Raw genomic sequence first — 14311 nt, forward strand, 5'->3', positions numbered from 1 at the left:
TCCGAGCGGGTGCGCGGCCCGGGCGCCGCTGCCGTGCGGTGGTCCCACCCGTGCCGCACCGCCGTGGCGGGACCGGCGAGCGCGGCCGACCGGCCGGCCGGCGCCTCAGCTTCCGCGCACCGTCCGGCGCCGGGCCCGCAGCCACACCGGCGTTCCGGCCCCGGCCACGGCCAGGACGGCCGCGACCAGCCAGGGCACGGCGTGCGCGGCCGAACAGCCGGCCGGGGCGCGTCAGCTTCCGCGCACCGTCCGGCGCCGGGCCCGCAGCCACACCGGCGTTCCGACCCCGGCCACGCCCAGGACGGCCGCGACCAGCCAGGGCACGGCGAGGAAGGACACCCCGCCGGAGCCGCGGGCGTCGTGGGCGCTCGCCGTGAGGGTCACCTCGCCCCAGTCGAGCTGCGGGGCTCCGGCCCAGTCCGCGGTGAGCCTGATCCTCTGCCGTGGCAGCAGCTCGCCCGGGACGCCGGTCAGGTCCCGGGCAAGCAGGGTGCGGCCGAAGAGGCCCTCGGCGCGGAGGGCGACCTTCGGGTTGAGGGTGACGTTGCCGCGGTTGTGGAGGGTGAACGAGACGCGGGCGCTGCTGTCGCCGGTGCCCGGCACGAGAGGCTTGTCCGGGGTGTAGCGGACGTCCTCGACGGAGAGCGCGGGCATCGCCGGGCCGTTCACGCGGAGGTACACACGGGCGCCGACCGCCCGCTGGATGCCGACGGCCACGGCTTCCCCTGCCCTGGCCGCGACCCGTTCGTCGAGGGCGACGAGCGCGCCGGGGTGGTCACCGGGCTCCGCGTCCTCGGGGACGGTCAGGGTGTACGGCACGGTGACGGCGGAACGGGCGGGCACGGTGACCCGGGCCAGGTCCGGCTTCGCCCAGGCGCCGACGCCGCGCTGCCTCTCCTCGCGGGTGCGGACGGCGAAGCCCCCGTCCCGTTCGGTGTTGTGGGCGTCCGCCGCGTACAGCAGGAACGTCAGCGGGGCGGCGGTCTTGTTGGTCACGGTGACGCTGTCGGTGAGCTTCGTGCCGGGGTCCGCGGAGAGGTAGAAGTACGGGCGGCGGCCCAGGCCGGAGGCGGTGGGTTCGACGGACCACTCGCCGTTGTCGGCGGCGTGCGCGGCGGGGACGGCGCACAGCAGCGCGGCCAGCGCGAGCAGGGGAACGAGAAGGGGCGTGAGCAGGGGAGCGAGGCGCCGCGCACGGGGTGCGGGCAGCGGTGTGAGGGGTGCGGGCAGTCTTCGCACGGTGCGGATCCCCGGGTCGGGGCGGGCCGACCGGGTGCGCGCCCGGCCCGCCGTGGGTGTCAGGTGAGGGTGAGGGTCAGCACGCCGGAGTAGGCGCCGGGAGCGGTGAACGCCGGCACGTCCAGCGACACCTTCGCGCCCGCGGTGAACTCGCCGCCGGTGACCGCCCCGTTGGGGGTGGAGGCCAGGGTGGCGCCGGCGGTGCCGACGGCGCCCGCGGAGCCCGCCGCGCAGGTGCTGGGGCTGCCGGCCTTGGTGGTGCAGGCCGGGGTCCAGCTCAGCCGGCCGGCGTCGATCTTCCCGCCGGGGCCGGTGAAGTCGGTGACCTTGCCGGTCAGGGACCAGCCCGCGGGGCCGCCGCGGAAGTCCTTGACGGTCACCGTGTGGAGGTCACCGGTGGCGGCGCCGCCCTTGCCGAAGTCGACGGACGTCAGCTGGACGGTGTCACCGGACTGGGTCATGGACAGGGTGCCGGCCGCCACGGCCGTGGTGAGCTTCTGGCTGTTCGCGGGCACGGGGGTGTCGTCGACGACGGTGTAGGCCGCCGGGCCCGCGCCCTTGTCGTCGCTCCAGGCGGGGCCCTCGTAGGCGACGACTCCGGTGGTGGCCTTGTCCGTGACCGTGAGCCGGGCGCTGATGGTGCCCGTCGCGCTCGCCTTCACGGTCGTCCTGTCCGCGGTCTCGGCCGCGCCGGCGCGGCCGGCGACGGTGACGTCCGCGAGGGGGGTGAACTTCGCGCCGGTGACGGTCACCTGGTCGCCCGGTCTGCCGGAGGCGGTGCCGAGCGTGACGGACCGTTCGTTGGCGCCGGGCTGGGCGGTGGCGACGATCGTCTCCGAGACGGGTGCGGGCGGGTTCGTCACCGTGCAGGGGGTGTCGAGCTCCATGATGTAGCTGGTGTGGATGTTGTAGTCGCCCGGGGAGAGGGTGATCGAGCCGGGCGCGGTGACCGTGAAGGTGCCGGTCATGGAGAACGCCGGGAAGGGTGCCTTGCCGGGGACGGGCGGGTTCTTCTTGGGCCCGGCGACGGTGACGCTGCCGGGCTGGGCGCCGCCGAGGGTCACCTTGCCGGTCGGGGTCATGATGTCGGCGGGCAGTGCCAGGTCGACGGGGTTGCCCGCGGCGGGCTTGGTCACCGTGTAGGTGACGGTGACCGTGTCGCCGACTCTGGGTGCGGCGTTGTCGACGGTGATCTCGGCGCTGGTCGTGCCGTCGATGGGCGGGATGCCGGAGATCGGCGGCGGTACGCAGCGCGTCGGGAAGTCGACCGCCTGGGCCGCCTTCACCTGGGCCGCGGCGGAGGGGGCGAGGAACCCGCCGCCGGTGGCCACGAGCGCGCTCACCCCCAGCAGCGCCGCCCAGCGGCGTCTTCGTGGTGTGGATGGCAGGGATGCCATGTGCTTCCCCCTTCACTCGGCCTTCACTCGGTGGCCGTCATTGACGGGGTGGGGGAAAGAGAAGTCAATGGAATCGAAATGCACCGACTGATGACCCATCAGATCGTGTCAAGGTCGAGGCCGCCGGGGGCTCAAGATCAGCGTTTGGGCAGGTCAGTCCCTCATGACGCCTGGGGATTCCCGATACGGCATCCGGCCCGGCGGACCAGGGCACGGCCGGATACGGTCGAACAGGTACGCCCCTGCGGTCGGGCCTTCGCGTACGGGGCCGGCCTCCGTGCGCGGCCGCTCCACGGCGGGCCGGACCCGTACGCAACCGCGCCGGACCCGTACGCAACCGTTCCAGGGCCGGCCCCGTACGCAACCGCCCGCACCGTCCTGCGCGGGGCGTCGCGGCGGGTCGCGGAAGGCCCCGTCGTCAGACCGGTGCCGAGCGGTTCGCTCGGCGGCGGGCGAGCAGGGCGGCCGTGCCGACGACGGCGTAGAGCGCGGTGAGGACACCGAGCGTCAGGTCCAGCCAGTCGACGGGCGCACCCGCGACCAGGTCGGCTGCCGCGGGGACACCGACGGCGAAGCCGACGGTCAGCAGGATGACGGCCGCGGCCGTGCGCAGGGCCCGGCGGCGCGGGCCCATGCTCAGCTCGGCGCCCGCCACCGCGGTGAGGAACAGCGGGAACGCGTCGGACCACGAGACGCTGCCGGAGACGGCCCAGTCGACACCGTTGATGACGACGCCGACGAGGCCGACCGCCAGGACGACCCGGCCCCAGGTGCGGGACACGTCAGCCCGCCGTCACGGTCGCCCGGAGCAGGCCGTCGGGGCCGGCGAGAAGCACCGGCGTGGCCGGGCCGCCGAGGTCCCGGACCGCTGCGCGGTCGGCGTCGGCGACCGCGTCGGTGTCGGCGACGACCGCCGCGGCCTCCAGGGACTTGGCGCCGCTGGCCACGGCCATGGCGACGGCGGTCTGCAGGGCGCTCAGCCGCAGCGATTCGAGCGCCACCGTGCCCGCGACGTACGTCCGTCCGGTCTCGTCCCGCACCGCCGCGCCCTCGGCCACGCCGTTGCGCGCGCGGGCACTGCGCGCCAGCGAGATGATCTTGCGGTCTTCGGGGTCGAGTCCGGTGCTCTCAGTCATGGGACGAGCATAGTTCGCGGCACGGACACGCCCGGCAGGCGGCGTCGACGGCCCGTATCGGCCGCCCGGGTGCCGGGCCCGCCGGCGGGTGGGTGGACCCGGCACCGAGGGCGCGGCCGATCGGAGCAGGCGCGATCGCGGCGCAGTCCGAACGGGCTCAGGGCGGGTCCACGCATGGTCCGACCGGGCTCAGCGCAGTCGCAGGCTTCACCGCCACCGACGCACGACCCCACCGAGCTCAGCGCCGGTCACCGCGCCGTCCCAGCAGGCTTCACCGCCACCGAGGCGCAGTCCGCGCTGGTCCAGCGCCGGTCAAGGCACAGCCCGAGTGGCTCAGCGCCGGTCCACGCGCCGTCCCAGCAGGCTTCACCGCCGCCGACGCACAACACCAGCCGACTTCGCCGCCGCCGACGCACAACACCAGCCGACTTCGCCGCCGGCGACGCACGACCCCACCGGGCCCAGCGCCGGTCACCGCGCAGTCCGAGCGATCTCAGGGCCGGTCAAGGCACGGCCCCGGCGGCCTCAGGGCCGGTCGAGGCGCAGTCGCTCCGCCTTCGGCAGGCCGGCGACCACGAGGTCGTAGGAGTCCTCGACGAGCTCCCGGACCATACGGGCCGGGAGCTCCCCCACCGTGACCGTGTTCCAGTGGCGCTTGTTCAGGTGGTAGCCGGGGACGATCGCCGGGTACGCGGCGCGCAGCCGGACCGCTTCGTCCGGGTCGCACTTCAGCGACACCGTCAGCGGGGTCGCGGCCAGGTCGGAGAGGGCGAACATCTTCCCGGCGACCTTGAAGACCGAGACCTCGGGACCGAAGGGGAAGTCCTCCACCGCGGCGTTCTGCTCCAGGCAGAGTTCCTTCAGCCGGCGCGACGTCAGCGATCCGCTCACGCCGGCTCCACGAGCACGGTGACGATCTTGTTCCGCCGACCGGCGGGGGATTCGGCGGTCAGCCGCAGCGCGCGGCCGTCCGGGAGTTCGACCTGGGCGCTGGCGCCGGCGATCGGGACCCGGCCGAGGGACTTGGCCAGCAGTCCGCCGACGGTCTCCACGTCCTCGTCGTCGTACGCGTCGAGGCCGAACAGCTCGCCGAGGTCGCCGATGTCGAGCCGGGCGGTGACCCGGTAGCGCGAGTCGCCGAGCTCCTGCACGGGCGGCAGCTCGCGGTCGTACTCGTCGGTGATCTCGCCGACGATCTCCTCCAGGATGTCCTCGATCGTGACGATCCCGGCGGTGCCGCCGTACTCGTCGATGACGACGGCGACGTGGTTGCGTTCCTGCTGCATCTCGCGCAGCAGGTCGCCCGCGTTCTTGGTGTCGGGCACGAAGGCCGCCGGGCGCATCGCCGTGGAGACCAGCTCGGCCTCCGCGTCCCGGTTGATGTGCGTCTTGCGGACCAGGTCCTTCAGATACACGATCCCGACGATGTCGTCCTCGTTCTCGCCGGTGACCGGGATACGGGAGAAGCCGGAGCGCAGGGCGAGGGTGAGGGCCTGGCGGATGGTCTTGTAGCGCTCGATGGCGACGAGGTCCGTGCGCGGGACCATCACCTCCCGGACCAGGGTGTCGCCGAGCTCGAAGACGGAGTGCACCATCTTGCGTTCCTCGGCTTCGATCAGCGACTCCTGCTCGGCCAGGTCGACCATCGCGCGCAGTTCGGCCTCGCTGGCGAACGGGCCCTTGCGGAAGCCCTTGCCCGGCGTCAGCGCGTTGCCGATGAGGATCAGCAGCTGCGGGATCGGGCCCATGATCCGGGCCAGCGGCAGCAGGACGTAGGCGGCGGCCGTCGCCGTGTTGAGCGGGTGCTGGCGGCCGATGGTGCGCGGGGAGACGCCGACGGCGACGTAGGAGACGAGGACCATCACACCGATGGCGACGGCCAGCGCCTGCCAGGTCTCCGCGAACTCCTGCAGACACGCGTAGGTGACGAGCGCCCCGGCCGCCATCTCGCAGGCGACCCGCACGAGCAGGGCGACGTTGAGGTAGCGCGTCGGGTCGGAGGCGACCTGGACCAGCCGGTCGGCGCCGCGCCGCCCGGAGCGCCGCGCCTCGGCGGCACGGAAGGCGGAGACGCGGGCGATGCCGGCCTCCGCGCAGGCCGCGAGCCAGGCCACGACGACCAGGGCGACGGCGCCGATGACGAGCTGGGCGCTCATGAGACGGTCGGCGCCGGGGACGGGCCGGTCAGGCCCTTCTCCGCCCTCCAGCCGTCGACGATCGCCGCCTGCAGGCCGAACATCTCGGCCCGCTCGTCGGCCTCCTCGTGGTCGTACCCGAGCAGGTGCAGCACCCCGTGGACGGTGAGCAGCTGGAGCTCCTCGTCCATGGAGTGCCGGGTCGGCGCGTCCTCGCCCTGCTTCTTCGCCACCTCGGGGCAGAGCACGATGTCGCCGAGGAGCCCCTGCGGGGGCTCCTCGTCGTCCTTGACGGGCGGACGCAGCTCGTCCATGGGAAAGGACATGACATCCGTGGGGCCGGGCAGGTCCATCCACTGCACGTGCAGCTGCTCCATGGCCTCGGCGTCCACGACGATCACCGAGAGCTCGGAGAGCGGGTGGATGCGCATCCGCGCGAGCGCGTAGCGGGCGATGTCGAGGATCGCCTGCTCGTCGACCTCGGTTCCGGACTCGTTGTTGACGTCGATCGACATGGTGCTGACCGGTTTCACTTCCCGTTGCTGCCGTTGCGGCTGTCGTACTGCTCGTAGGCGTCGACGATACGGCCCACGAGCTTGTGCCGGACGACATCCTGCGATGTCAGCATGGAGAAGTGCACGTCCGGGACGCCGTCCAGGATCTCCCGGACCTGACGCAGACCGCTCTTGGTCCCGCCGGGCAGGTCGACCTGGGTGACGTCACCGGTGATCACGATCTTCGACTCGAAGCCGAGACGCGTCAGGAACATCTTCATCTGCTCCGGATTCGTGTTCTGCGCCTCGTCGAGGATGATGAACGCGTCGTTGAGCGTACGGCCGCGCATGTACGCCAGCGGCGCCACCTCGATCGTGCCCGCGGCCATCAGGCGCGGGATCGAGTCCGGGTCGATCATGTCGTGCAGGGCGTCGTACAGCGGCCGCAGATACGGGTCGATCTTCTCGTAGAGCGTGCCGGGCAGGAAGCCCAGGCGCTCGCCCGCCTCGACCGCGGGCCGGGTGAGGATGATCCGGTTGACCTGCTTGGACTGCAGCGCCTGCACGGCCTTGGCCATGGCGAGGTACGTCTTGCCCGTACCGGCGGGGCCGATGCCGAAGACGACCGTGTGCTTGTCGATGGCGTCGACATAGCGCTTCTGGTTGAGCGTCTTGGGGCGGATGGTGCGGCCGCGGCTGGACAGGATGTTCTGGGTGAGGACCTCGGAAGGGGTCTCGGCCGCCGCTCCCCCGCCTTCCTCGCGAAGCATGGCGATCGAGCGTTCCACGGCGTCCTCCGTCATCGGCTGTCCGGTGCGGAGCACCAGCATCATCTCGTCGAAAAGGCGCTGGACCAGTGCGACTTGCCGCTCTTCGCCGACCGCACTGATCACATTGCCGCGGACATGGATGTCCACGGTCGGGAACGCCTGCTCGATCACGCGCAGCAGGGAATCACCAGAACCGAGCACGGTCACCATCGGGTGCTTCGCGGGGACGGTGAAAAGGGCTCGTGCCTGCCCCGGCGCGAGGGTCTGGTCTGTGGGTGTCTGAGTCATGGGCCGGCTCTCTGGCCTGCACATACCTCCTGTTGCAGGGTTCTCGCTGCTCGACAACCTCTGGGTTACCAGCGTACGACCCCGCGCGGACAGTCCCTAAGTGCTTTTCCGCACCGCCGCAGAACCCCCTCCCGTCCTGCCGCACGACCTCCGGGTACGGGGTGCCCGCCGGCACGGGGGGACGAGGTCCTGCCGAGGCCGGCGGCGGGGCCCGGCAGGCCGAGGGGAGGCATGAGCGGGGCGGGGCCGGCCGGGGACACCGCGGCGGCTCAGACCGGCCGCCGGAAGCCGATCGTCGGGACCGCCCGGCGCAGCGGCCAGGGGCGGTCGGGGGCGGGCAGGAGCCGGGCCAGGAAGGCGTAGCGGGCGAGCGCCTCGGGGTCCTGGTCCGCGCAGCCCCGGACGTACTGCCACCAGGCCGCCACCTCGGACCAGCCGGGCGCGGACAGCGAACCGCCGAACTCCTGGACGGACAGCGCCGCGGTCAGCCCGGCGAAGGCGAGACGGTCCGCGAGGGGCCAGCCGGCGAGGGTGCCCGTGACGAAGCCCGCCACGAAGACGTCACCGGCACCCGTGGGGTCCAGCGCCTCCACGGCGATCGCCGGCACCTCGGCCGTCTCGCCCGTGGCGCCGTCCACGGCGTACGCGCCGTCGGCGCCGAGCGTGACGACGGCGAGGGGCACCTTCTCGGCCAGCACCCGGGCGGCCGCGCGCGGGCAGTCGGTGCGGGTGTACCGCATCGCCTCGGCGGCGTTGGGCAGGAAGGCCTCGCACCGTTCGAGGTCGGGCAGGGCGCGGAGGTCCCAGCGGCCGGTCTCGTCCCAGCCCACGTCGGCGAAGATCCGGGCACCCTGGCCCGCCGCCTCCGCGATCCAGGGCTCCAGCCGGCCGGGCACGAGGGAGGCCACGGCGGCCCGGGCCCGGGGCACCGCCGCCGGGGCGGTCTCGGACAGCGGGGCCTCGTGGCCATGGGACACCATCGTGCGCTCGCCCTCGTACGCCATGGAGACCGTCACCGGGGAGTGCCAGCCGGGCACGGTCCGCGACAGGGACAGATCGATGCCCTCGCCCTGTTCCAGGGCGTCCCAGCAGTAGTCGCCGTAGAAGTCGTCGCCGAAGGCCGCGGCGAGGGAGGTGCGCAGCCCGAGCCGCGCGAGCGCGGTGGCCATGTTGGCGACGCCGCCCGGGCTCTGGCCCATGCCGCGCGCCCATGTCTCGGTGCCGCGCACCGGAGCGGTGTCCAGTCCGGTGAAGACGATGTCGAGGAAGACCGTGCCGGTGAGGAAGACGTCGCACGCCGGATCCCCTCCGGTGCGCAGGGCACCCAACGGGTCGACGTGCGCGGCGTGTTGCTGCTGCTCTCCGTCGGTCGTGATCACGGTGGCTCCCGGATTGCCGTGCGGTGCGGTGCACAGAGCGGTGTGAATCAAGCCAGTGTGCCTGATCCGGGTCCTCGCGTAAGGCGTCCGGAACCCGGGTCGGGACCGGCCCCGGACGGGCTCTGACCACGAAAAAGCGTCTCTGCTACCCGACTGATCACAGCACAAACCAGATGTGTCCCGCATCACAGCGTCTCCGCTTCTCCGCCGCCGGGAGCGCTTGATACAAATTGGCGCGCGTTCCCGTGCAGAAGACACCGGGCGCTCCTCCCTCCTCCTCGCCCAAGGGCGCGGTGGATCCCCCTGCCTTCAGCCCTTTGTTCCCGGGAACGCCCATGTCCTCGCGCCTGCGCGCCGCGTGGCCGCTCGTCGCCGTCTTCGCCGTCGGCTACCTCGCCTCCTACCTCCTCCCCACCGTCGTCGGCCGGCTCTCCGCCGGGCTCGGCCTCACGCCCGCCCAGGCCGGACTCGTCGGCTCCGTCCTGCTGTTGGCTTCCTCGGCCGCCGGCTTCACGCTCGCGTCACGGGTCGAGCGGTTCGGTCCGCGCCGGCTCGCCCGGACGGGACTGGTCCTCGCCTTCACGGGCTACGGCGCGGCCGCGCTGACGTCCGATGTCCCCGTGGTCGTCACCGGCGTCGCGCTGGGCGGCCTCGGCTCCGGCACGGCGACCGCGGTCGCCGCGGCGGGCATCGCCGCCCAGCGCGACCCGCACCGGGTGTCCGCGCTCGGTCTGCTCTCGGTGTCGGCGACCGCCGGCGCCCTGTATCTGACGATCCCGCGGCTCGGCGGCGGCCATGCGCTGCCGTTCGCGGCTCTCGCTGTGGCGGCACTCGCGGCATGGGCCGCGACGAGGCGGCTGGACTGCCCCGGGGCCCGGGTGAGCGTGCCGGGCGTCCGGGGAGTGCCGGACCCGCGTCCCTCCCGGCCCCCGCTCCCCCACCTCCGCTCCGGGGCGGTGCTCGCGGCCGCGATGCTCTGCTGGGCGATGGCGCAGAACGCACTGTGGGGCGTGAGCGGCCGGATAGGCACCACTCAGGCCGGACTGAGCGAGGTCACCGTCGGCGCGGTCTTCGCCGTGGCGCTCGGCGCCGGACTCATCGGTGTCGTCGTCGCCGGTGCCGTGGGCGCACGGTGCGGGCGGGCGGTGCCGATCGGCGTGGGCACGGCACTCATCGCCTGCTGCATCGTGGTCAGTTCGTCCGCGCGCGGCCTGGTCGCCTTCGCCGTGGGCGAGATCCTGTGGAACACCTTCTACCCGGTGGTGCTCTCGTACCTCATCGGCCTCGCCGCCTCGCTCGACACCCGCGGGCGCTGGGCCGTCCTCGTCGGCTCGGCGTCGTCGCTGGGGGTGGCGTGCGGCCCGATGGTGGGCAGCCTGCTGTCGGCGCACGCCGGTTACCCGGGCATGGGACTCGTGCTGTGCGCGGCCCTGCTGGTCGTGGCGGTGCCGATGACCGCGGTCGCCGTGCACGTCTCGGGCCGGCGCCTGGTGCCCGTGCCCCTGCCGGTGCCCGCCGCGATCCGGCGCCGCACCGCGGCGGCGCCGGCGGTGCTCGCGGAGATCACCGTCCCGGTCGCGGAGACCGCCCCGGCCGGCACGGCGAAGGTCCTGGCCTCCTGAGACGGGCGACGGCGCGTCCTCGGGGGTGCGCGCCGTCGCTCCGGTCCCGTGCCACCGGCCGGGTGGCACGGGAACCCCCCTCGCGGGACGCGCCGGGCGGCCCGGGCGCGGGCGGGCCGGACACCCACCACGGCCAGCCGGCTGCGGGCGTACGGTCCGCCGCCCGGGGCCGGTGCGCCGCACGTCCCGGCGCCGCCCGCCCGGGCGCCGGACCGGGCCGCGTACTCGACGCCCCGCGTCACTCCCGGTCGAAGTCGTAGCCGGCGACCTCCGCGAGACAGCGTTCGCGGCGCTCCTCGTCGTGGTCCAGGAAGGCGGCGCGGAAGGAGTTCCGGGCCAGTCCCCGCAGCTGCTCCTGGGTCAGCCCGAGCGCCTCGCGCACCGCGTGGAAGGTGTCGCCGACGTAGCCGCCGAAGTAGGCGGGGTCGTCGGAGTTCACGGTGACCAGCAGGCCGGCGTCCATCATGGCCCGCAGCGGGTGGTCCTCCAGGGTGTCGACGGCGCGCAGGCGGACGTTCGAGAGCGGGCAGAGCGTGAGCGGGACCTGCTCGCGGGCCAGCCGTTCGACCAGCTCGGGATCCTCCATCGACCGCAGTCCGTGGTCGATCCGTTCGACGCCGAGGACGTCCAGCGCCTCGCGCACGTACGCGGGCGGCCCCTCCTCCCCGGCGTGGGCGACCTTCCGCAGGCCGAGGGACTCGGCGGCCGCGTACACCTCGCGGAACTTCGACGGCGGGTGCCCCACTTCGGCCGAGTCGAGACCGACACCGGTGATGTGGTGCAGATAGGGCTTCGCGGCGTCGAGCGTCTCCATCGCGGACTCCGCCGACCGGTCGCGCAGGAAGCACATGATCAGCCGGGTGGAGACGCCGTGCCGCTCCTCGGCGCGGTCCAGCGCGTGCGCGAGGCCCTCGACGACCGTGCCGATCGGCACCCCGCGCTCCGTGTGGGCCTGCGGGTCGAAGAAGATCTCGGCGTGCCGCACCCCCTGGGCCGCGGCCCGCGCCAGATACGCGTCGGCGAGCTCCGTGAAGTCGTCCGCGGTGTGCAGGACGGCCATCAGCCCGTAGTACAGGTCCAGGAAGGACTGCAGGTCGCTGAAGAGGTAGGCCCTGCGCAGCGCGTCGGTGTCGGCGTACGGCAGGTCGACGCCGTTGCGTTCGGCCAGGGCGAAGGCGAGCCCGGGTTCGAGGGTGCCCTCGATGTGCAGGTGCAGTTCGGCCTTGGGGATCAGTGACATCGGGTGCTCGCTCGGACGTCGGCGGGTGGATCAGGCTTCGCGTTTGGGGACCGGGACCCGTACGAGGTCCTGGGCCACGGACAGCTCGCCCTCGAAGCCGGCGGCACGGGCCTGCCGCTCGAACTCGTCGGGTTCGCTGTAGCGCTGCGAGAAGTGTGTCAGCACCAGGTGCCGTACGCCCGCATCGCGCGCCACACGGGCCGCCTGTCCCGCCGTGAGGTGACCGTGGTCCGTGGCCAGCGCGACGTCCTCGTCGAGGAACGTCGACTCGATCACCAGCATGTCGCAGCCCTCGGCCAGCTCCTGTGCCCCGTCGCAGAGCCGGGTGTCCATGACGAACGCGAACCGCTGACCGCGCCGCACCTCGCTGACGTCCTCCAGCACGACACCGCCGAGGGCGCCCTCCCGCTGGATGCGGCCCACGTCGGGCCCCTTGATGCCGTGCGCGGCAAGGCGCTCGGGCAGCATGCGGCGCCCGTCGGGCTCCGTCAGCCGGTAGCCGAAGGACTCGACGGGATGGTCGAGACGGCGTGCCTCCAGCGTGTACGAGGGCGTCTCGGCCAGGATGCCGCCGGCGGTGACCGGCGCCTCCGCGAGCCGGACCGTCTCGCGGTAGGCCGTCGCGTACCGGAGCCGTTCGAAGAAGCGCTGCCCGCTCGCCGGGTAGTGGGCGGTGACCGGGTGCGGCACCTGGTCGAGGTTGATGCGCTGGATCACCCCGGCGAGGCCGAGTGAGTGGTCACCGTGGAAGTGGGTGACGCAGACCCGGTTGATGTCGTGCGCGGCGACCCCGGCCCTCAGCATCTGCCGCTGGGTACCCTCGCCCGGGTCGAACAGGATGCCCTCGCCGTCCCAGCGCAGCAGATAGCCGTTGTGGTTGCGGTGCCGCGTGGGAACCTGGCTGGCCGTGCCGAGCACGACCAGTTCGCGTACGGACAAGATGGGCTCCGTGCCTGTTCGGTGGCGCTCTACCCGGGCGGCCATTCCAGCCCGCGGCCGCCGAGGACGTGGGCGTGCGTGTGGAACACGGTCTGGCCGGCACCGGCGCCGGTGTTGAAGACGATACGGAAGCCGGAGCCGTCGACCTTGTCCGTCGCGGCGACCTCGGCGGCCTCGCGCAGTATGTCGGCGGCGATGCCCGGCTCGGCCGCGGCGAGGGTGGCGGCGTCCGGGTAGTGGACCTTGGGGATCACCAGCACGTGCGTCGGTGCCTGCGGGTTGATGTCCCGGAAGGCGACGGTCGTCTCCGTCTCGCGGACGACGGTGGCCGGCACCTCCCCCGCCACGATCTTGCAGAACAGGCAGTCGGCTTGCGGTTCTCCCGCCATGGTCCGGGCCCCTTCACGACTCCGACGATCAGTGGAACTGCATGGTATCGGTGCCGGGGTCCGCCGCCGGCGCGGCCGGGGGCGGACCGCGCCGGGCGGGGGCGCGGGACCTGTCCGGCTCGCCGGGCCGGGGATGCGTCGGCCGGCTCCCTCCTACCCGAGCGGGGTGCGGGTCTCCGTGACGGTGACGGTCACCGTGACCGTGGGGCGCGGCGCTCCTCCGTCCCCCGGCGCCGGCGGCGGGGGCGCCGGTGTCCTGCTGGGGGTGGGCACCGGGGCGTTGCAGTCGCCGAGGACGTAGGCGCGGAAGACCCGGCGGCCGTCGGACTTCGCCGTGAGGTCGCCGTGCACGCACCGGCCGCCGATCTCCTGGGTGACCGTGCCGCCGATGGTGATCTTCCCACCGTCGTCGGTCTCGCCCTCGCAGTCGACACCGGCCGCCGCACGGGCCGAGGGGGAAGCGCTCGCACCGCTGTCGAGCCGCGCGGCACAGCTGAGCCACCGGACGCGTACGCCCTCGTTCTGCAGGGCCCGCGTTCCCGCGATGTCGGTGGTGTACGACACCGCCATCGCGCTCAGGCCGCCGGACGTCCCGGGTTCACACGCCACGAGGCCGGACGCCGTCCCGGCCGCGCAGACGGCGGTGGCGAGAACGCGGAGCACGGGGAGCACGCTGCGGGGGACACGGAAAGGGGCCGTCATGGGCGGCAGCGTGCCAGGGGCGGACGGGGCGTGGTAGTCCGTTTGCGGCCAACGGCCCCGTACCGTGGGCCGTACGGGTGAGGCGCGCAGGGTCCGCAGGCTGGTCGTCGACGGCGCCGTCTGGTTCTGGTCGCTGCGGCATTCGCACCGGGACGGCACGTGCCGCGATGCGCTGTCCCTCACCCGCGAGGGCACCGGCAGCCGGCTGCGGATCGTCTTCCGGGCGGGCGACGGGCGGATCGTGTCCGGCGGCGCGTACTGGAGCGGCGGTTCGGTCGGCGCCGTGAGCGGAGGGGACACGAACCTCCACGAGCCTGGCGTCGTACGGAAGTTGCTCCGGGCTGCGCCGGCCGCCGGTGCCGAGCCTCCGGCCGAGATCGACGGCTGGCCGCTGTTCGACGCGGTCGTCGGGCAGGACGGCACGTAGGCCCCCGGGACGGGCGTTCGTACTCGGGAGCCGGGGAGTGCGAGCCGAGGGCGGCCGATCGACGGACCGGGGAGCGCTGCCGACGAGTTGAGGCGTGGTCCACGAACTCGTGAGCGGTGTGGACGAGTCGAGCAGCCCGGCCGACCGACGCGGA

15 protein-coding genes are annotated in these 14311 nt (G+C 73.5%); 2 read left to right on the forward strand and 13 right to left on the reverse strand.

From position 1 onward, the window contains the following. Window positions 1-231: 231 nt before the first annotated feature. From QRN89_RS11325 to QRN89_RS11365, 9 genes are all read right to left on the reverse strand, one after another. Window positions 232-1239, reverse strand: a complete 1008-nt coding sequence (locus QRN89_RS11325; RefSeq protein ID WP_290349229.1) for a WxL protein peptidoglycan domain-containing protein — start codon at window positions 1237-1239, stop codon at window positions 232-234. A gap of 59 nt (window positions 1240-1298) precedes the next feature. Further along, window positions 1299-2636: a WxL domain-containing protein gene (locus QRN89_RS11330; RefSeq protein WP_290349230.1), complete on the reverse strand. Its 1338-nt coding sequence runs from the start codon at window positions 2634-2636 to the stop codon at window positions 1299-1301. A 418-nt stretch (window positions 2637-3054) separates the two neighbouring features. Then, a complete protein-coding gene (locus tag QRN89_RS11335; protein ID WP_290349231.1) occupies window positions 3055-3417 on the reverse strand; it encodes a hypothetical protein in 363 nt (120 codons plus the stop codon). Window position 3418: 1 nt separating this feature from the next. After that, a complete protein-coding gene (locus tag QRN89_RS11340) occupies window positions 3419-3772 on the reverse strand; it encodes a cytidine deaminase-like protein (RefSeq protein WP_290349232.1) in 354 nt (117 codons plus the stop codon). A gap of 525 nt (window positions 3773-4297) precedes the next feature. Next, on the reverse strand, window positions 4298-4651 hold the full coding sequence (locus tag QRN89_RS11345) for an MmcQ/YjbR family DNA-binding protein (protein ID WP_290353659.1): 354 nt from the start codon (window positions 4649-4651) through the stop codon (window positions 4298-4300). An 8-nt stretch (window positions 4652-4659) separates the two neighbouring features. Further along, window positions 4660-5928: a hemolysin family protein gene (locus QRN89_RS11350; protein ID WP_290349233.1), complete on the reverse strand. Its 1269-nt coding sequence runs from the start codon at window positions 5926-5928 to the stop codon at window positions 4660-4662. After that, the gene (ybeY, locus tag QRN89_RS11355) at window positions 5925-6422 is read right to left on the reverse strand and encodes an rRNA maturation RNase YbeY (RefSeq protein WP_290349234.1); all 498 of its coding nucleotides are present in this window, start codon (window positions 6420-6422) and stop codon (window positions 5925-5927) included. The genes QRN89_RS11350 and ybeY overlap by 4 nt, the downstream gene beginning before the upstream one ends. A gap of 14 nt (window positions 6423-6436) precedes the next feature. Beyond that, a complete protein-coding gene (locus QRN89_RS11360) occupies window positions 6437-7459 on the reverse strand; it encodes a PhoH family protein (protein ID WP_290349235.1) in 1023 nt (340 codons plus the stop codon). 269 nt (window positions 7460-7728) lie between these two features. Beyond that, window positions 7729-8838, reverse strand: a complete 1110-nt coding sequence (locus tag QRN89_RS11365; RefSeq protein ID WP_290349236.1) for a carbohydrate kinase family protein — start codon at window positions 8836-8838, stop codon at window positions 7729-7731. A gap of 335 nt (window positions 8839-9173) precedes the next feature. Here QRN89_RS11365 and QRN89_RS11370 point away from each other — a divergent pair, with 335 nt between their 5' ends. After that, entirely contained in the window at window positions 9174-10460 is a 1287-nt protein-coding gene (locus tag QRN89_RS11370; RefSeq protein WP_290349237.1) for an MFS transporter, read from the forward strand. Window positions 10461-10698: 238 nt separating this feature from the next. Here the strand turns inward: QRN89_RS11370 and QRN89_RS11375 are convergent, their stop codons facing one another. From QRN89_RS11375 to QRN89_RS11390, 4 genes are all read right to left on the reverse strand, one after another. Beyond that, a complete protein-coding gene (locus tag QRN89_RS11375; RefSeq protein WP_290349238.1) occupies window positions 10699-11700 on the reverse strand; it encodes an adenosine deaminase in 1002 nt (333 codons plus the stop codon). Between the two features lie 30 nt (window positions 11701-11730). Further along, window positions 11731-12639, reverse strand: a complete 909-nt coding sequence (locus QRN89_RS11380; RefSeq protein WP_290349239.1) for a ribonuclease Z — start codon at window positions 12637-12639, stop codon at window positions 11731-11733. 29 nt (window positions 12640-12668) lie between these two features. Then, the gene (locus tag QRN89_RS11385; protein WP_290349240.1) at window positions 12669-13028 is read right to left on the reverse strand and encodes a histidine triad nucleotide-binding protein; all 360 of its coding nucleotides are present in this window, start codon (window positions 13026-13028) and stop codon (window positions 12669-12671) included. Window positions 13029-13181: 153 nt separating this feature from the next. Next, the gene (locus tag QRN89_RS11390; protein ID WP_290349241.1) at window positions 13182-13730 is read right to left on the reverse strand and encodes a hypothetical protein; all 549 of its coding nucleotides are present in this window, start codon (window positions 13728-13730) and stop codon (window positions 13182-13184) included. A gap of 64 nt (window positions 13731-13794) precedes the next feature. Between QRN89_RS11390 and QRN89_RS11395 the strand changes: the two genes are divergently transcribed. Continuing rightward, complete coding sequence (locus QRN89_RS11395) at window positions 13795-14157, forward strand: hypothetical protein (protein ID WP_290349242.1); 363 nt, start codon at window positions 13795-13797, stop codon at window positions 14155-14157. Window positions 14158-14311 lie beyond the last annotated feature (154 nt).

The organism is Streptomyces sp. HUAS CB01 (genome assembly GCF_030406905.1).
Lineage (GTDB): Bacteria > Actinomycetota > Actinomycetes > Streptomycetales > Streptomycetaceae > Streptomyces > Streptomyces chengbuensis.

Coding starts and splice junctions, on each gene's coding strand:
- QRN89_RS11370 (WP_290349237.1), top strand. CDS start 9,174: ATGTCCTCGCGCCTGCGCGCCGCGTGGCCGCTCGTCGCCGTCTTCGCC.
- QRN89_RS11350 (WP_290349233.1), bottom strand. CDS start 5,928: ATGAGCGCCCAGCTCGTCATCGGCGCCGTCGCCCTGGTCGTCGTGGCC.
- QRN89_RS11385 (WP_290349240.1), bottom strand. CDS start 13,028: ATGGCGGGAGAACCGCAAGCCGACTGCCTGTTCTGCAAGATCGTGGCG.
- QRN89_RS11360 (WP_290349235.1), bottom strand. CDS start 7,459: ATGACTCAGACACCCACAGACCAGACCCTCGCGCCGGGGCAGGCACGA.
- QRN89_RS11375 (WP_290349238.1), bottom strand. CDS start 11,700: ATGTCACTGATCCCCAAGGCCGAACTGCACCTGCACATCGAGGGCACC.
- QRN89_RS11390 (WP_290349241.1), bottom strand. CDS start 13,730: ATGACGGCCCCTTTCCGTGTCCCCCGCAGCGTGCTCCCCGTGCTCCGC.
- ybeY (WP_290349234.1), bottom strand. CDS start 6,422: ATGTCGATCGACGTCAACAACGAGTCCGGAACCGAGGTCGACGAGCAG.
- QRN89_RS11330 (WP_290349230.1), bottom strand. CDS start 2,636: ATGGCATCCCTGCCATCCACACCACGAAGACGCCGCTGGGCGGCGCTG.
- QRN89_RS11340 (WP_290349232.1), bottom strand. CDS start 3,772: ATGACTGAGAGCACCGGACTCGACCCCGAAGACCGCAAGATCATCTCG.